At 41.7% G+C, this 17,570-nt stretch carries 16 protein-coding genes; 1 reads left to right on the forward strand and 15 read right to left on the reverse strand.

Features of this window, described 5'->3' with window-relative positions:
• Positions 1–2: 2 nt before the first annotated feature.
• The 3 genes from nuoE to ACZ42W_RS17395 form a co-directional block, all read right to left on the reverse strand.
• Complete coding sequence (gene nuoE, locus ACZ42W_RS17385; protein WP_464166524.1) at positions 3–485, reverse strand: NADH-quinone oxidoreductase subunit NuoE; 483 nt, start codon at positions 483–485, stop codon at positions 3–5.
• Positions 486–575: 90 nt separating this feature from the next.
• Positions 576–1,157 carry a 5-formyltetrahydrofolate cyclo-ligase gene (locus ACZ42W_RS17390; RefSeq protein ID WP_464166525.1) on the reverse strand — a complete coding sequence of 194 codons (582 nt, stop codon included), beginning with the start codon at positions 1,155–1,157 and terminating at the stop codon, positions 576–578.
• A gap of 146 nt (positions 1,158–1,303) precedes the next feature.
• Entirely contained in the window at positions 1,304–2,248 is a 945-nt protein-coding gene (locus ACZ42W_RS17395) for a LysO family transporter (protein ID WP_464166526.1), read from the reverse strand.
• A gap of 487 nt (positions 2,249–2,735) precedes the next feature.
• On the opposite strand from ACZ42W_RS17395, the gene ACZ42W_RS17400 reads away from it, so the two are divergent.
• The gene (locus tag ACZ42W_RS17400) at positions 2,736–3,401 is read left to right on the forward strand and encodes a Crp/Fnr family transcriptional regulator (protein ID WP_464166527.1); all 666 of its coding nucleotides are present in this window, start codon (positions 2,736–2,738) and stop codon (positions 3,399–3,401) included.
• 84 nt (positions 3,402–3,485) lie between these two features.
• On the opposite strand, the gene ACZ42W_RS17405 is transcribed toward ACZ42W_RS17400, so the two are convergent.
• The 12 genes from ACZ42W_RS17405 to ACZ42W_RS17460 form a co-directional block, all read right to left on the reverse strand.
• Positions 3,486–4,697 carry an L-lactate MFS transporter gene (locus tag ACZ42W_RS17405; protein ID WP_464166528.1) on the reverse strand — a complete coding sequence of 404 codons (1,212 nt, stop codon included), beginning with the start codon at positions 4,695–4,697 and terminating at the stop codon, positions 3,486–3,488.
• Between the two features lie 67 nt (positions 4,698–4,764).
• Positions 4,765–5,949 carry a M24 family metallopeptidase gene (locus tag ACZ42W_RS17410; protein ID WP_464166529.1) on the reverse strand — a complete coding sequence of 395 codons (1,185 nt, stop codon included), beginning with the start codon at positions 5,947–5,949 and terminating at the stop codon, positions 4,765–4,767.
• 23 nt (positions 5,950–5,972) lie between these two features.
• Positions 5,973–7,163: a M24 family metallopeptidase gene (locus tag ACZ42W_RS17415; protein ID WP_464166530.1), complete on the reverse strand. Its 1,191-nt coding sequence runs from the start codon at positions 7,161–7,163 to the stop codon at positions 5,973–5,975.
• A 231-nt stretch (positions 7,164–7,394) separates the two neighbouring features.
• On the reverse strand, positions 7,395–9,392 hold the full coding sequence (locus tag ACZ42W_RS17420) for a methyl-accepting chemotaxis protein (protein WP_464166531.1): 1,998 nt from the start codon (positions 9,390–9,392) through the stop codon (positions 7,395–7,397).
• 223 nt (positions 9,393–9,615) lie between these two features.
• On the reverse strand, positions 9,616–10,929 hold the full coding sequence (locus ACZ42W_RS17425) for an MFS transporter (protein ID WP_464166532.1): 1,314 nt from the start codon (positions 10,927–10,929) through the stop codon (positions 9,616–9,618).
• Positions 10,930–10,964: 35 nt separating this feature from the next.
• Positions 10,965–11,921: a ketopantoate reductase family protein gene (locus ACZ42W_RS17430; RefSeq protein ID WP_464166533.1), complete on the reverse strand. Its 957-nt coding sequence runs from the start codon at positions 11,919–11,921 to the stop codon at positions 10,965–10,967.
• A 300-nt stretch (positions 11,922–12,221) separates the two neighbouring features.
• Positions 12,222–12,953: a Crp/Fnr family transcriptional regulator gene (locus ACZ42W_RS17435; RefSeq protein WP_464166534.1), complete on the reverse strand. Its 732-nt coding sequence runs from the start codon at positions 12,951–12,953 to the stop codon at positions 12,222–12,224.
• A gap of 577 nt (positions 12,954–13,530) precedes the next feature.
• A complete protein-coding gene (tsaD, locus tag ACZ42W_RS17440; protein WP_464166535.1) occupies positions 13,531–14,550 on the reverse strand; it encodes a tRNA (adenosine(37)-N6)-threonylcarbamoyltransferase complex transferase subunit TsaD in 1,020 nt (339 codons plus the stop codon).
• 3 nt (positions 14,551–14,553) lie between these two features.
• Complete coding sequence (rimI, locus tag ACZ42W_RS17445) at positions 14,554–15,021, reverse strand: ribosomal protein S18-alanine N-acetyltransferase (protein WP_464166536.1); 468 nt, start codon at positions 15,019–15,021, stop codon at positions 14,554–14,556.
• Complete coding sequence (tsaB, locus tag ACZ42W_RS17450; protein WP_464166537.1) at positions 15,018–15,734, reverse strand: tRNA (adenosine(37)-N6)-threonylcarbamoyltransferase complex dimerization subunit type 1 TsaB; 717 nt, start codon at positions 15,732–15,734, stop codon at positions 15,018–15,020. The genes rimI and tsaB overlap by 4 nt, the downstream gene beginning before the upstream one ends.
• Positions 15,735–15,774: 40 nt before the next feature.
• On the reverse strand, positions 15,775–16,266 hold the full coding sequence (gene tsaE / locus ACZ42W_RS17455) for a tRNA (adenosine(37)-N6)-threonylcarbamoyltransferase complex ATPase subunit type 1 TsaE (protein WP_464166538.1): 492 nt from the start codon (positions 16,264–16,266) through the stop codon (positions 15,775–15,777).
• Between the two features lie 118 nt (positions 16,267–16,384).
• The gene (locus ACZ42W_RS17460; protein WP_464166539.1) at positions 16,385–17,569 is read right to left on the reverse strand and encodes an amidohydrolase; all 1,185 of its coding nucleotides are present in this window, start codon (positions 17,567–17,569) and stop codon (positions 16,385–16,387) included.
• Position 17,570 lies beyond the last annotated feature (1 nt).

Raw genomic sequence — 17,570 nt, forward strand, 5'->3', positions numbered from 1 at the left:
CCCTACTCATACTTCGCCAGGATCCCTGGGACTTGGTCTGCGTTCAGTCGTCCATGTACTTCCCCATTGATGGACATCACAGGAGCCAAACCGCAGGCTCCGATGCAATTCACGATTTCCAAGGTGTAACGGCCGTCTTCGGAGGTCTCTCCATCCTTAATTTTTAATTGCGCTTCAATAGTATCCAGGACCTTTGCTCCACCCCGGACATGACAGGCTGTGCCAAGACAAACACTAACGACATTGCGTCCCATCGGCATAAGTCTAAACTGGGCATAGAACGTGACCACTCCATAGACCTTTGCCGAAGGAATCCGCAAAGCCTTACTCACATGTTTTATGACATGTTCAGGTAGATACCCATAAATCTCTTGAGCCCCTTGTAGAACTGGAATAAGCGCCCCTTGCTCATTTTTATACTGAGCGATAATTTGATCAAGCTTCTCCTCTTTGGGGTCAACGAGTTCCCTACACCCCTCACCCAAATCCTTTTCCTCCCTTATAGTTTGATTTTTCTAACTATTTTTGCTAAACCTGTCCAACCTATAACTATTCAAAACACTTAAAATTTAGATCTATCCCTGTTGAAAGCGTGTTATTCCCTTTTCTGTGATCAGCATATCCACCTTTTTATCAAAAGCCTCTACCGGAATCCTTTCGACAATTTGGCAGCTAAAGGCTAGTGCGATTTTTGGAGTGGAATCCTTTAATCGCTCGAAAAAACGATCATAGTAACCTCCCCCATATCCTAAGCGATTCCCTTGCTTATCAAAGGCTGCACCCGGGACAAAAATACAATCCACGTCTAAGGGATTAACCTGCACCAGGCTTTCTTTCTTCGGTTCTCTTATTCCCCAAGTCCCTGGTTCAATATCCATTTTCATATCTCGAATTAAGGCTGGAATAAGTATCCCCTTCGGAGCACATCGAGGTAAAACTAATCTTTTTCCCAGTTCAAGTACGTGTTGTGCCAAGCCAGTTGTCTCCACTTCATCACGAAAGTTCAGGAAGAGCATGACCGTTTGAGCCTCTTGAAATTCTTTGATGTGAGAAACGATAGTCTGAATCTCCTGGCTTCGGATTGCACGCTGTTCCTCTGATAGAGCTGCCCGAAGAGTCAATACCTCCTCGCGAAGAGATCGCTTCTCGACAGACATATCCTCGCCTCCTTAACCTGACTCCACATCAATGTTACGAACGTTCCATTATTTCTGTGATTTAGAAAATTCAGTCATATAAATTAAAAATTCGGCAGCACTTAAAGATTTCCTTCTAAAGTGGAAACAAACTCAAAATTTTCTTACTATAATTTTCCTAAGAAGAGCGGAACTAAAATTGGGACAAGGGTTGTTAATGATAATCCACTAATAAATGCAATGATTCCAATTCCTTTAGGCCCTACTGCTACCATAATTGGAAGGGTTGAATCCATGGTGGTCGCTCCACCAGGAGCAACTAAAGCCAAAGCCCCAACTCTCTTTGCCAAAAAAGGAGCAATTAAGATAGAAAGAACCTCTCTAAATACATTACTCAAAAACGCTATGGTTCCTAAAGAGACTGAATGCATATCAGAAATAAGAACACTTGATAAGCTATACCACCCAAAGCCAGCCCCCACTGCCCCACCTTCGCGGGGGGACCACCCGAAAAATACGCCGACAAGCATTGCCGCGAGAACACTTCCCAGAGCTACCCCAATAGGAGCTAAAAACACCTGCCAGCCCATCTTAAACATATGTTTCCATACGTCACGATTTAATCCTAGATCAATCCCTACCATCGCTAGTGTAAAATCGAGGGCACTATCTGTAAGGGTCGGCAAGTATTCTATCCCCTCTTTTGGAAATAGAGTAATCCCTATAAAGGTTCCCACCGCAAAAGCCCCTATAATGATCGCTGTCATCCGATATGGATGGGCATTATTTTGATCATTTTCATGAGTGTCAATCTCGAAGGAATCTTGATTTTGAGGCAAAAGAGGGGTTTTTACAAGAAGTTTTTCCAATAAAATGACTGTACCTATACTCCCCAAAATAGCGAAGATCGCAAAACCTAAAGCTTGTAAGCCATATGCTCCTAATTGGGAAAGTGTATCTCTATCTACTCCAATTCGTAAACCCATCGTCAATAAGAGGAACATTACCCCTAGCATCATTCCACGTCCAGCTTGATTAAGGACGCTCTTCGGTAAAAGCTTCCACCATCCCACAGCAACTCCAGCAAGTAAGCAAGTAAATAAAATCAACATCTTTTGTTCCCTCATTCTTAATTGGTATTAATTACGCTTTTAATAAATAAAGTCATATAACATGTTGCAATTTGAATCCAAGCTTCATTTTATCCTTAAATATGTACAAAAGAAAAGCTAAAATCTGCGAGTGCTAGTTATCCCCAAGGAAATCTCTTTTATTTTAGGCTTTCTCATAACTTATCCACATTATCCACAGCACCTGTGGGTAACTTTATCCTATTTATCCTCAAAACGTCCAAAAGGAGAAATCCGCTTATACCAGTTACTCACAGACTTATCCACATTATCCACAGTTTAAGAATATCCACAGAACATATAATCCCCCCTGCCATGATTCGCGAAAAACTGTCAAAAATAGAGAATTCAAGTTAGCTTTCTCTCTATTTTTATTTAAAAGCTTTTCATTGCATGCTAGAATAATAGTGAAGCTTGTCATTTTTTCTAACAATGTTAGGTAAAATGGCCTTTAACTGGAGGTAGTATTATGGCAAATTATAACTTAGATGATGAAACTTGGGAAATGTTGTTTTCATTAGGAACAATTCAAGAATATAGAGCTGGAGAAATTATCTATTTTCAGGAGGAACCGAATACTGGGTTAATCTGCTTAAAAAAAGGAAAGTTAAAGAATTGCATCTTCATGCTAGATGGAACGGAGAAGCAATTAAATATTCTTAAAGCACCAAGTATCACTGCAGAAACGTCTGTAGTTGACGATGGGGCGAGCATATGTAGTGCCGTAGCTGTTACCGATGTCACGGTTTCTATCATTTCACAAGACAAAGCGCGTGAAGTATTATTTTCTAATCCACCCTTAATGGATTTAATTCTGCATATTATGGCAAAGAAAATGAGAAGTGCTTTGATGCAATTAGAGGGGGTAGTGACAACCATACCCCAGCGTTTGGCACGGATGCTTCTGGCTGTGGAAGGGTATGGTGTCTATACCCACCAAGAACACAGTGATCGACTTATTATTACTCATGATGAAATGGCTCGCTTTCTAGGGACGACCCGACCAAAAGTCACCGAATTCTTAAGTGAATTTGCCAAAATGGGACTTATTGTTAGAGGCCGTGGGTATCTTACAATTATCGATAAAAAAGGACTTGAGGAAATTCGAGAACATGGGATGAGGGTTCGCAGTTAAATCAAATGGTTTACAACAAATTTAAGGCGGTACTTATGTACCGCCCTCTTTAGGTTCAACTGCAACGCTTCTCAGGTCGTTGGTTTAGCTAGATATTGAATTTTTCTTTCGGGATGATAATAGGGTGAGCACTATGCCTATGAGGCTGAGCAAGGCCGCAATTAGAAAGGCCCAAGTGTATGCACCGTTATTTAGATCTCTAGCTATTGCAGCCATGCGTGGGCCAAGAAGGCCCCCAATGCCATAAGCAAAATACATAAACCCATAATTCTCACTAAGATATTTCATCCCAAATGTATCTGCTGTTAATGGAGCCATCAAAGCTGCAAATCCTCCGTAACATAAGCCTATTGCTACTATCATGGTCACAAACAAATAGAATTGGCTAACAAGGGCCAAAATTACCATGGAGAAGGCTACAATGGCGAAAAGAATGCCTATCGTAGCATACCGTCCAATTCGATCAGATAACCATCCCCAGAATAATCTACCGCTCGTATTTGCTATAGCTATCAATCCCACCACAATGGCTGCTGTACTCGCTGATACCTTCAAGTTTTCCTGAACGATAGGGGATGCATGTCCCATAATCATCAATCCAGAGGTTGATCCAATCGCAAATATCCCGGCAATAACATAATACTTAGGGCTCTTAAGCATTTCTTTCCATGTCTTATCTTCAGCTTGGCTAGTTAATGGGATTGTATCTATAGTATCTTTTTCTTTTCTAGTGTTATGCTGGGGGAAATCCGTTATTAACCTTGAAAGAAAACAGATAACGATTAGAAAAATGATACCCAATACTTTATAGGCAGTCAAGACTCCGTATTTCTCTGTGATACGAACTGCTGTAGGTGCCCAAATGATGGCTCCAGATCCATAACTTGCAGCTAATAAGCCCGCAGCCAACCCCCGGCTTTCAGGGAAGATCTTAACGCAGTGAGCAGTAATCGTCGGATACAAGATCCCGATACCTAAACCCGTTCCAATCCCACCTGTCAAATAAAGCTGACCCAAGGTCTGAACATAGCCTGAACCAATGACACTTAAACCAAAGATTAAACCGCCAATCAAAATAACTTGACGGGTCTTAATATAGTCAAGCAGTTTTCCTACAAGTCCTGGTACAAGAGCCGTAGCCATGATGTTGAATGTGAAGGTAAGTGAAACATCGGCAGTTGACCAACCAAATTTTTTAATTAAAGGGATCTGAAATACACTCCAGGCATACCCGAATCCCGTGCAGGCACAAATTAGCATACCTACGATTAGGAAGGATTTTCTTTTATCACTCAATGTTATTCCACCTTAGTCTAACAATTAAGAGTCCCTCATCACTGAGGGACTCTTAATTTTACTTTTATTAAAGGATAATAATCTTCGGAGCAGTTTTATGGATTTTCTGTGCTCCTTTTTCAGTCACGTAGTAATTATCATTGATATAAACCGTTTGTACATCATCAATGAAATATGGATGGAGGGAAATGTTCATTCCTGCTCTGACTTCCATGGTTTCTTCCCCAAATTCGTGTTTTGCCATGAAAGCAGGGCGTTCGATCAGATCATAGCCCTGGGAGTGCCCATACAGCCGCCCTTCCTGGCAATAGCCTTTTTCTGCTACGAATTTATTGTATTTGGCGACGACTTCTTTTGCCGGTCTGCCGGGTGTTAACATATCTGCAGTCAATTGCTGAGCTTCAACTGCTACATCCCAAGCATCCTGGAGTTCTTTGAAAGGTTCGCCAAAGCTAAAGTTTCTGGCTGATTCACAATAGTATCCACCAGGACCAGACACTTCAATCAACAATTGACCGTAGTCCCCTTCTTTAACTCTCCTGTTAGCGTATTGGAAGGTGGACATACCGCAGGCTTTCCGTGGTTCCGCTGTGCCCATGAAGAGTAGGTGTTCTTCACTTCCCAGATTCATTAAGAGCTGCATGACTTCTGCTCTGATCTGGTATTCATACATTCCAGGTTTGATAATAGCTGGTAATGCTGCCCATACTGCATCATGAACTCGGGCTGTTGCACGGACACATTCCATTTCCTCGTCGCTTTTCAAGGCCTTAATCATGTCAAATTCATCAGTGATGTCCACAAATTCTACCTGAGGAAATGCTGCCAGGACTTTTTCCATCAGGCCTGCATTAATCGAGGCTTTACCAATCCATCCTACTCTCTTAGGATTTCTCTTGCGGAGATAGTCAATAACCAATCCAGCTTCTGAATCAGCAGTATAGTTTAAGGTAGGGCAGAAGGGTGCATAAAGTACCTCTTTGACTCCTCTTAAAGCCCATTGAGGGATTCTTGAACCCGTGGTTCTGACCAGGGTCATTTCATCATCTTGCGGGAAAAGCACTGTCATATGCAAATTATATTCAGCAGGTACGTCTGTAAACCAACGAACGTATCCTCCTAAGTGCATATTATTACCTTGGGTAAAGGCACAATCCAGGTCATGTTTTTTGAGTAAATCCTTGGTTGCATCCCATCTCCTTGTTAGTTCTCTATCAGAAATGGGTCTTCTGATTCTTTCTGCTACACTCATTGTGTTCACTCCTTTCTTATCTCTTAAGTGCGGAATATGGTTAATGGTGTTTTGTGCATTTTCTGTGGACCGTCGGCTTTGAGAAGATAGCTGTCAGCACAATACACGGTTCTTTCTGCAGATACTAAGTTGGTATTAACTGCCATACACATTTCATTGGCCAGCTTCATGGTTTCACCCGGTTGAATGCTTGGTCTTTCTATATAATCATAGCCTTGGCCATATGCAAACAAACCTTTTTCCTGAACATAGCCTTTGTTTGCCAGATATTCATTGTACTGTGCGAAGACAATTTGTGGATCCATGCCAACCTGAAGCATTCCTGCCAATTTGTCTTGGGCAGCAATGGCTTCTTCCCAGCTCTTTTTCAAAGAGTCAGAAGGTTCACAGCCAATGGAGAACATTCTTCCTACTGTGGTGAACATTCCGCCTGGTCCGCTGCATTCTAGTCTGACATATAGTTCATCACCCAACTGGAGTTCTCTGTTTTGGAAGAAGCTGGGCATCAGATCGAATTTTTCACCTCTAGGTGCACTTCCCATGATGACTACCATTTCTTCTCCACCAAGATCAGTTACCAGTTGCATGATTTTTGATCTGATTTCATATTCACGCACACCGGGTTGAGCGATGGCAGGAATATAACCCATAACCTTGTCTTGGACGGATGCAGACTTCTCCAGGACTTTGATTTCATCTTCGCTTTTAATAGCACGAATTTCATCAAACAGGGAAGATGCATCCACGAACTCTACTTCTGGAAGATTCTTTTTGATGTAATCGAAGTAATTCCACATCATAATTTCCATACCGGCGATGCCGATTTTCTTGGCATTGCTTTCCTTGGCCCATTTGACAAACATTTTGCCTTCCCAATCCCAAGTAAAATTGAATACTGAGAAGTAGGGAGCCGCAGCCCAAGGTTTTCCGGTTCTTAACAAATGAGAAGGTGGATAGAGGTCAAGCGGAGGTCCGCTACAGGCGATATATCCAATCTCACCTTCAAGTGGTATGAACGATGATTGGGGATATTGATTTTCTGCGGTTGTGTCGGTAAGCCAACGGTTACAACCACCCATATATTGAGTAATATTCTGTGCTAAGATGGCATCAATGTTTTCTCGTTTCATAGCGATTTTCAGTTCACGCGAGCGTCTTTCCAATTCTTTGGTTGGAATTGGTGATTTCAATCTTTCATGAAATACTTCGGTCATAGCTCTTCCTCCTTCTTTCTTGGGCTTTAGTATTTTGTAATGACTATTACCTAACTTGCAAAACGTATTTTTCTTCTTGACGGAACGTCGAGTACGTTTGCTATAATCTAATTATAGGCAAATTACAACGATCGTTATGTTCCAAAAGATACAATAAGCCTGAAAATTTAAACGAAGGTTAAGGTTCTTGTAAAACCTTAACCTTCTTATTTTGTTCTACATAACTTTAGATTAAAATTTAAAGACAGAACTCTTTGCAACCAGTTCATTAGATAAATCGTTAATCGATTTAACCAAATCCGCTAATTGTTCAACCATTGCAGTTTGTTCTTCTGATGTAGCCGTTACTTCCTCAACCGAAGCGGAGACCTCTTCACTCGAAGCCGATATATTTTGCATATAAGCAATGACATCATCTTTACTTCGGTTCATATTATCCAAAGCACTGGCAATAGAGAGAATCTTATCGGAAATCTCCTTAATTCCACTAAAAATTCCCTCAAAAGCCGATTGCGTTTCGGTGACATACTTCATTTGCTCATTTGAAATCGATTGAATTGCTTTCACGGAAGTCGCATTTTCAATCGTCCCGTTCTGAACTTCTTGAATGATCGAATCAATCATTTTAACCGAATCCGTGGATTGTTCAGCAAGCTTGCGAATTTCCTCCGCTACAACGGCAAATCCTCGTCCTGCATCCCCTGCACGGGCGGCCTCAATGGATGCGTTGAGGGCTAGTAAGTTCGTTTGCTCAGCTATCCCACTGATAACTCTCGTAATATCTCCAATCTTGCTTGAACTTTTTTCAAGTTCCTTTGTTACCGCAGAAATCTTCTCGACTTCCTGTCCATTCTGTTCCGTAATTGCTAAGAGCTTTGCCACAACGACCTTATCTCGATTCACAATCTCGTTAATTTCACCCGAATTTTGTTTCATGAGCTCGGACTGCTCATTAATTTGCTCGATTTTGTCACCTAGATCAGAAATCTTCATGGAAGCAGATTCTGTCCCTGATGCTTGAGATTCAATCGCCTTGGCAATTTGTTGAGTGGTAATGGATGTTTGTTCAACGGAGACGGCTGTCGTTCTTGCCGTTTCATCTAAATTATTAGTGTAGGTATTTATGTGTGAAATCGCTTCATTCATGTTAACCAGTAGATATCTTACTTTATCTACCATTTCATTAAAGCTTGTCGAAAGAGTCCCGAACTCATCCTTCGATGAAATGTTCATCTTTATACTAAAGTTTCCTTCAGCGACTTGTCCCATCGATTGACTGATCGCTTCTATGGGTTTTGTAAAGCTTCTGGAGATACCTATTCCAAGAAGAATAGCAACCATTATAACAAGGATGAGGATAATCAGGATGTTCATCATCATACCATGGATAGGGGTATTAATATCTGCTTTACTGACTGTAACGACTAACAACCAATTCGTACCGGGGATAATAGAATAACTCATAGTATGAGCTTCTCCATTATCATTATATTGAAGTTCTTTTACATTTAATTGGGTCGGTTTTTCACCTTTATCAACGATAGCTTGAACTTCAGAAATAGGAACTTTCTTATTAATGAGTTCTTTATCAGGATGGGCTAATATTTTCCCAGTATCATCCAGGAGGTAAGCATAACCCGCTTGCCCAGGTTTAACAGTCGCCAAAGCTTCGCTGAAGAAATTTGCTGTAACAACATTGCATAAAACTCCGATAGCTTTGCCCGAATCGTCTTTAATTGGATATACAAGGTTAACTACATTTTGTTGTGCACCATTCTTGGACTGTATGACTTGGCTAATAGCAGGTTGTCCTTGCAAAGCGAGTTTAATAAATTCTCTTGTTGAAATATCTATCCCAACATCACCGGGGTTGCTACCCGCAGCAACTACTCCTTTGCTGTTAGTGATATGTAAATCTAGATGATTTGTCATTCCTTTAAAAGAGTTTGTCAAGAAAGTATTGACCTCATTCAAAGCCTCTTGATTATTCGGGTCTTCGAGGAATCTAACAAAAGCATGATTCTGTGCTAGATTACTGGTAATTACTTGTTCTTCTTTGATTAAATTTTCGATATCTCTTCCTGCCAGTAAAGCATTTGTATTCAACTCCTTATTGCTTTGAGCAGTCAATACTTTAGAAGACGAGACATACACTGATACACCCGTAATTATAAGCGCTACGGTAACGAGAACTGAAATGAATAATGGTAGTTTACGTTTGATTAACATCGAAACTCTCCTTTTGTACTAATTATGAAACTCTACTCGTTCAATAAAGCAGGTTTAATCGTACCCTTATTTCACCCGTATTCAGAATAACAATATAATTTTCGGAATAAAGGTATCTTTTCTATAGTAAATACTCCTAAAAAGATACTGACCTGCCTAAAAAGACAAGTCAGTAATAAGAATACCGCTACTTATATATTTGTTTTCCTAATCATCCAAGCATTTAGTCTGCATTTACAAGATTTGAATCGACCTTGGTCATTAAGATCGCGATACAACCAACCACTGCAGGAATGATGAACGTTAGGAAAACGATATTCACAGGAATTTTTGCACTTAGCAGCACTCCTACAACCGTAGGCGCAACGGCGCTTCCTAAACGGGAAACTGCTGAACCCCATCCCATGGCTGTTCCACGGAAAGCGATAGGATAAAAGTCCGGAGCGGCTGCTAAAGTCATACTTTGAATCAGGGTTACTGCACACCCGGCAAAGAATAGCACGGCATAAAATAGTCCCATATTCAGTTTAAAGCTTAGAAGACTGATGGTAACAGCAGACAGTAAATAAAGAAACGGCATAACCTTCTTGTAGCCGTATTTATCTCCAAGCCAACCTACAACAGGAGTAGTAAGAACTCCGCCCGCCAAGAATACCGCTAAGAAAACAACGCTTGATTTCAAAGGATATCCCAACATGGTCATCAACTTGGGAAGCCATACGGATATTCCAAAGAAGAGATACAAATTACAGAAAAAGGTAATCCAAACGAAAATTGTATTTTTAGCATATCCAGCTTTAAATAAACTTGCGATAGAGGCCTTTTGATTATTGGTAACGCTTAATTCGTAGACATCTTCATCTGATTGAACAAATTCAGGATTTGCTTTGCCTAATATCCCTTTGATGGTTTTATTTGCCCCTCTGGGAACATAAAATTTCATTGATTCAGGAACATGTTTTACAACAAAGGCAACAACAACTAAGGCGATCATAGTAAACACGAACAAAGATCTCCATCCCATGGGCTCCAAAAATGCTACACCTGCAAGTGCTGATAGTAACTGACCGAGGGGGATTCCAATCATTACCAAAGTAAGCATCAAGGTTCGATTGGCTCTAGGAGTGTACTCAGATAAGAGACTGATAACAACCGGTGTAATGGCACCCATTCCCAACCCGGCTATGAAACGAACGACTGTAAAAACGGCATAACTGTCGATGAGGGCAACTACGCCATTAAATACAGAATAAATAAATATCCCTATAATAATTACTTTTTTCCGACCGATGATATCGGACAGCATTCCAAATAGTAAAGCACCACACATCATACCGTACATTCCTGCACTGGCTAAAAGACCTGTTTGGGTTGGATTGATGTTCAAGTCTTTCATAATACTAGGAAGCGCTACCCCATAAATCCCCATATCATAGCCATCAAATATTAAAGCAAGTAGTAGCAACACGAATACACCTATGAAAAAACCATTTAATTTTGCTTCATCAATGACTTTACTAACATTGATTCTACTCACTAATTCTTCCTCCATTCTTTTTCTAAATAAATTTATTAATGATGGATAATTTCTCGATCATAATTAGCTTCAATGGCACGAATCAAAAGTGCGATGGTTTCAACCATAGGGGTAGGAACGCCAAGTTTCTTCCCTTCATTAACAATCGCTTCGTTGATGCAACCGATCTCGGTTTTCTTCTTCTTTAAAACATCAAAGACCATGGATGGCACATGTCCGGGTACTGCATAAGTGACGTTCATTACGTGTTTCAGAGCTTCTTCTCTGCTGATGCTCATCCCTTTGGCACGAGCTACATCGGATACTTCATAGACCACCTGTTTGCCTATCTCATAGGATTCAGGTGTATTGATCATCAGATCTGTTACATTGACTTTCAGAATAGCGCAGAGGGTATTTTCGCAGGCATTGACCATGAGCTTACGCCAAATACGCTCGTTTACATCAGATGCAATATCTGCATTTAAGTTTGCTTGATTCATCAAGTCGACTAATGTCTCCAGTTTCGGAGTAACAACTCCATTTAAAGGCCACATAGAAGTCCCCACTTTGCTTAAGGTTGTCATTTCTATATGTCCAGGGGCTTTGACATCGCTGGTTAAGGTACTCAGGCCATAGACGATCTGGTCTTCAGGAACATATTCCTTAATAATTTCTACGTTGCCAATCCCATTCTGCAGAGTCACAACCATAGTATTTTTTGTGATGCAACTCATCAGGGCATCCTGGATGGCTTTTCGGGTTCCGGTATATTTGACATAGACGATGGCTACGTCAGATTCACCGATTTCTGCTGGATCGCTGGTTGCCCGAGCTTCGACAGCTTTTCTCTTATCGCCTTGGGTCATTATGAGACCGTTTTTATTAACCGCTTCCACATAGGCTTTGTTGGTACTGTAAAGAACTACTTCATCCACTACACTAGCCAATGATCCACCAAAGAGGCTTCCCATGGCTCCGGCGCCAATAATTGCTACTTTCAAACTTCCCACCTCACTAAAATTATAAGTAATAACTTTGCTCAGAACACTTCCGCTATATCATCCATCTCCTTTATTATAATTTTTGACCTTATTTAAATTCTCACACAAGTCAATAAAAATAGATGTAGTCTGCGCAACATTTTAATCATAAATTTTTTTTAAATTTTTCAAAAGGAATAATGTTAAATAAAACCGAGGCTACGCCTCGGTCCTTATTTGTCTCGAATTACCCGAAACTTTCAATTTTTGATCAATGAAAAAACTGCATAAAATGCAGTTTTATTAATTGATAACTCTAGATCATATAAATTAATCAACTAGTTTTAAGTTCTCATGTTTCATATTATTCTTTTCATTGGTATAGAGACATTTCAACAATCCCATTTGATTTTTTATTGTAATATTTCGATATTGCTTATCGATAAGTCCTTGTTTTTTTAATGCATTAAGAGTTTTTGTTACGGTTACCCTGCAAACCCCTACTAAACCAGCCAGCTCCTGATCAGAAAAACTAACCGATAATTTAAGGCCATCTGCTGTTGATGTTCCAAAGTCTGCTGCAAGTTTTAAAAGTATGTGGATAATTCTTTGCTCTGCTTCCAAGAAAGACATATCTTGGATTTGAAAAGAGAGCATGCGTATTTTTCTTGTTAAGGACTGCAATAATGCTAAATATAAATCCTTATCCAATTGACTTAGCTTAACTAATTCCTCTTGTGTTAAAGCAATGATCTCTGAATTAATCATTGCGCAAGCACAACATGGTCTAGGAAGTTGATCGATTGCAGTAGTCTCTCCAAAAAAACCACCTTGTTCATGAATGGAGAGAATTTTTTCAGTTCCGTCTTCTTGAAGTATAAATACCTTCACACGGCCTGCTTTTACATAGTAAAAAGTATCACCGGAGTCATCTTGCATATAAATTGTTTCAGATGATCTATAGGATTTCACTTTGCCAATGTTATGAAGTTTAAATATACTTTCAAACTTTTCTTGACTTCCTTTAATCCAAGGGGAATTACCGTTGTAGTCATCAAACATTTGGTAACCTCCTTTACTATGCATGCTACTTCTTTGTGTTAATTACATTATGTCATCCAGTTAAAACTATGCTGCACTCCATTGTCAAAACCGTTTTATTCGCCCAAGGGTGTCCTCCATCATTAGGATTGACGCGAGACCCTGAGTCGGCTTTTTCAATGGGTCGCGGAGATGAGGCTCAATTAATACAGAATTTACTGTATTATATTTATTTTAACTGAATCTCTGTAAGAAACTATGTCTTATTTAGTACATAGTCTCATGTATTTATTAAAACTCAAATCTTATTCACTGTTTTCCAGAAACAAGAGTCGTAAATAATAATGCTTAATGTCGGGATCAAACCCACTTAATTCCGCTTAATCTAAAAGAAAAGAGACGTATCAAAGCTACAGTTTTACAATGTCCCCAGAACTAATCAACTTCTAATTAAAAATATTTAATGAAATTATTTCACCTCTACAATAACACACCCCAAAAAGAATGGATGTCCCGTTTGAGACATCCATTCTTTTTGGGGAATTTTCTTATGCACTACAGCACTTTCAGTCCCTTTATCTCTCTCCAAGCTTCACTTCTAGACAAGATTCAACCCTGGTATAGCATTCAAATCCCAAGGAGCAAAATCTTCCGCCAAATAGCGATAGTAACCCGCTGTAGCTATCATGGCTCCATTATCGGTACAAAGAATCGGAGGCGGATAGTTGAAACGTATTCCTCGATGGCTAGTTTCTCGTGTTAAGCGTTCTCTTAATAAGGTGTTCGCTGCAACCCCACCAGCAAGAACGAGTGTCTTCGCTTTCGTCTTTTCCAGGGCTAAGAGTGCTTTTCGAACAAGCACATCGACAACAGCCTCCTGAAAGGATGCTGCCAAATCAGGAGTGCTTAAGCTCTCTCCCTTCATTCGCGCTGAATTCAACGTATTCAGAACTGCTGACTTCATCCCACTGAAGCTAAAATCCAAGCTTCCAGGTTCAAGCATGGCTCTGGGGAATTCAAAAGCATGCGGATTTCCTTCTAAGGCCACTCTCTGAATTTGTGGACCCCCGGGATACCCTAAGCCCAAAGTCCTAGCAACCTTATCCAGAGCTTCACCCGCTGCATCATCTCGAGTCTGCCCCAGTACCTTATACTGTCCATGTCCTTCGAAATAGACCAGATGAGAATGTCCCCCAGAGACTAGCAAGGCGAGAAGTGGAAACTCTAAATCAGGTGTATGTAGAAAATTGGCATAGATATGCCCCTCTAGGTGATTCACTCCGATCAAGGGAATCCCAGCCGCATAAGCCATTGCTTTAGCCCCTGCTACCCCAACCAAAAGAGATCCCACTAAACCTGGTCCATAGGTCACGGCAATCCCAGAGAGTTCAGAAAAACCTATACCTGCTTCCTTTAGAGCCTGCTCCACCACGCTCCGTAAGTGAAGAATATGTTCACGCGAGGCAATTTCTGGGACGACGCCTCCGTACTTTTGATGTGTCTTGATTTGCGAAGATATGACATGGCTAAGAAGCTCACGGCCGTTTCGAAGTACGGCTGCCGAGGTTTCATCACAGCTTGTCTCAATTCCTAATAGGGTAACATCTAAATTTGCCACTGTTCAACCTCCCTTTGGGCAATATTGATTCTCTTCAAGGTCTAACCACATAATCAGGGCGTCTTCCCGATTATCAGAATAGTAACCCTTGCGTACACCCGCTGTTACGAAACCTAATCGTCCGTAAAGCCTCTGAGCAGGCATATTTGAGGCCCTTACTTCGAGAGTCATACGTTCCATGCCTTCCTTTGCCATCGTCTGGATAACCGATCGCATGAGAACTTCTCCCCTACGCTTACCCCGATAGGCTGGAGCGATCGCCACATTTGTGATATGCCCTTCTTCTAAGATGAACCACAATCCCATATAGCCTATAATCTCTTCATCAAGTTCGAGACAGAAATAGCGTGCATATTCATTATCCTTAAGCTCACTTATAAAGGCATGGGGAGACCAAGGGGAAGAGAAGGAAGCGTGCTCAATCTCTATAATCCTTTCCAGGTCACACTCTTGCATGGGGCGAACTCTCATCTCTCCCTCTTCGCCTCCTCTTTTTTAGCCCAATTCACTTCTGCTTCAGAAGCTCGGATATAGTAGGGCTCGACGAGGCCACCTTGTTGAGTTTTCTGCCATTCCCACCATACACTTTGAGCAGTATAGGCACCCCTTGGGAGCGCCAAATAGTCTGGGAGAAGAACCGCCTTCTCTCCTAAATGGTCTCTAATCATATCTGCATAGCGAGGGACTGCATCCCCAACAAATAAGACTGGTTGTTTAAGTCCCGCCAATTCATTGAGCCATCGTACAGGTTCACCAGCGAAGGGTTCCTTAACCCGAAGCGGCTTTTGTTCGGTTTCAGACCAACGGTACTGGGCTGTATACCATTCATTTTTCCGCGCATCGAGTATCGGAACAATCTCTGCAGAACGCCCATATCCTGCCCAAGCCAAGGCATCAAGAGAGAGTACCCCAATCAGTGGCAGCTCCAAAACCTGTGCCATTCCCTGAGCAGTGGCGATTCCAATTCGAATCCCAGTAAAGGAACCCGGGCCGCGAACGACTCCAATGAAATCTAAGTCCTTCAGTTTCCAAGCTGCTGCAACTAATACTTGGTCAAGCATTGGGATAATTCTCTCCGAATGCGTCTTTGTCGTATGTAAAAAGCCCTCAGCTACAAGGTTTCCGTCTTCAGCCAAGGCCAAGGCCGTTACTTTCGTTGTCGTATCAATCGTGAGATATTTCATATATTCCTCCTAGGAAGCTCCAGAACCGGCTAAGCATCAATTATAGACCTAATCGACTAAATACTCCTAAAGCCTTGAAGCGTTCCTCCCAAGCCTTAGAAGACGACTGAAAGGTGAGATTTCTTGGTTCCTCACCGCTGCCTTCAAGCCAGACTTCCAAACGGTCCTCTGGCAAATAGTCACGAGCAATCTCAGGCCACTCAATCAAGCAGATGCTATCTTCTTGAAAGGCATCTTCTACCCCGATCACTTCGACTTCTTCTGGATGTTTTAAACGATACAAATCCATGTGAATTAAGCGAATTGGAACACCCTGCGCAAATCCGGAATACTCTTGCATGAAGGTAAAGGTCGGGCTAGTCATCGGTTCCTCAATCCCTAAAGCTTCACCGATTCCTTTCGCTAAGACGGTCTTTCCCGCTCCCAAATCACCGATTAGGCAAATGATATCTCCACCCTTGAGAATCCTCCCAAGTTGCTTCCCTAAGTTTAACGTATCTACTGGACTTAAACTTTGAACCTGTTGGCTCATCGTCTCGAAATCCCCCTTGTACACCTATTGTTCACGAAGGCTGATTCACGCTTTATCTTTATTCTAACCCTATCATCACAGGAATAAAAGAACAGGGGGAGTTATCCGTATATTTCCGTTATGCTTTTTCCCCCGTTTGGTCCTTAATAATCTTTCCGCTAATGATTACGGTTTCTGGGCGAGCCTGCAAGGTAAAAGGATGCTCACTCCAGATTACGATATCTGCATCTTTCCCAACTTCCAGAGATCCTAGCCGCTGAGCTACTCCCAGTATTTCAGCCGGATTGATTGTGATGGCCTTTAGGGCTTCCTCTTCATCCATACCCGCCTTCATCGCCAAGGCAGCACAGAGAGGTAATTGCTCGATAGGAGTCACAGAATGATCCGTAATAATCGCAACTTTTACTCCTGCTCGGGCCAAAATTCCCGGGGTCTCAAACGATTTATCCTTCAATTCAACCTTCGCGCGATTCACTAAGCATGGTCCAACGACGGCTGGATAACCGTATTCCGCTAATTCTTCGGCAATCTTATGTCCTTCAGTACAATGCTCGATTACGAGATCCACCTTAAACTCTTGTGCAATCCGAATCGCCGTCATAATATCATCAGCACGGTGAGCATGTGCACGGAGGGGGATTTCTCGTTTAATAACACGAAGCAAGTTTTCCATTCCAAGATCCCGCTCAGGCATTTTCTCAGGATCTTCAATCCCCTGATCGAGCTTCTCTAGATACGTCTGAGCATCGACAAGCGTTTGACGCAAAAGAGAGGCTGTCGCCATACGAGTCATGGGCATCTTCTTTTGTTCTCCGTACACCGCTTTAGGATTTTCTCCAAAAGCGACCTTCAACCCTGCTGGTTCGCGAACGATCATTTTATCTACGATTTTGCCCGCCGTCTTTAGAACCACTCCTGTCCCACCGATTACATTCCCGCTTCCGGGTGTGGAAAAAACTGCGGTGACTCCCCCAAGACGTGCATCCCGAAAGCCCTCATCTTCCGGATTGATTCCATCAAGCGCACGAAGCTCTGGGGTCAAGGGATCTGTCATCTCATTAAGGTCATCGCCCTCGGATTGATAGATTTCTTCTCCAATCCCGACATGACAATGTGCATCGATAAATCCCGGCAGGACCCACTTTCCTTCCGCTTCGATGATCTGAGCATCGGCTGGAGCCTCAAGACTCTCTCCTAGTGCCTTAATCTTAGTTCCTTCAATTAAAATGCTTCCCATAAATTCTTGGCCTTTCATGGTCTTAATTCGACCATTATGAATAAAAAGGCTTGTATTTGCGTTCATG

This window comes from Desulfitobacterium elongatum (assembly GCF_055378975.1).

Coding starts and splice junctions, on each gene's coding strand:
- ACZ42W_RS17390 (WP_464166525.1), bottom strand. CDS start 1,157: ATGTCTGTCGAGAAGCGATCTCTTCGCGAGGAGGTATTGACTCTTCGG.
- ACZ42W_RS17395 (WP_464166526.1), bottom strand. CDS start 2,248: ATGTTGATTTTATTTACTTGCTTACTTGCTGGAGTTGCTGTGGGATGG.
- ACZ42W_RS17400 (WP_464166527.1), top strand. CDS start 2,736: ATGGCAAATTATAACTTAGATGATGAAACTTGGGAAATGTTGTTTTCA.
- ACZ42W_RS17410 (WP_464166529.1), bottom strand. CDS start 5,949: ATGAGTGTAGCAGAAAGAATCAGAAGACCCATTTCTGATAGAGAACTA.
- ACZ42W_RS17415 (WP_464166530.1), bottom strand. CDS start 7,163: ATGACCGAAGTATTTCATGAAAGATTGAAATCACCAATTCCAACCAAA.
- ACZ42W_RS17420 (WP_464166531.1), bottom strand. CDS start 9,392: ATGTTAATCAAACGTAAACTACCATTATTCATTTCAGTTCTCGTTACC.
- ACZ42W_RS17435 (WP_464166534.1), bottom strand. CDS start 12,953: ATGTTTGATGACTACAACGGTAATTCCCCTTGGATTAAAGGAAGTCAA.
- rimI (WP_464166536.1), bottom strand. CDS start 15,021: ATGAGAGTTCGCCCCATGCAAGAGTGTGACCTGGAAAGGATTATAGAG.
- tsaB (WP_464166537.1), bottom strand. CDS start 15,734: ATGAAATATCTCACGATTGATACGACAACGAAAGTAACGGCCTTGGCC.
- tsaE (WP_464166538.1), bottom strand. CDS start 16,266: ATGAGCCAACAGGTTCAAAGTTTAAGTCCAGTAGATACGTTAAACTTA.
- ACZ42W_RS17460 (WP_464166539.1), bottom strand. CDS start 17,569: ATGAACGCAAATACAAGCCTTTTTATTCATAATGGTCGAATTAAGACC.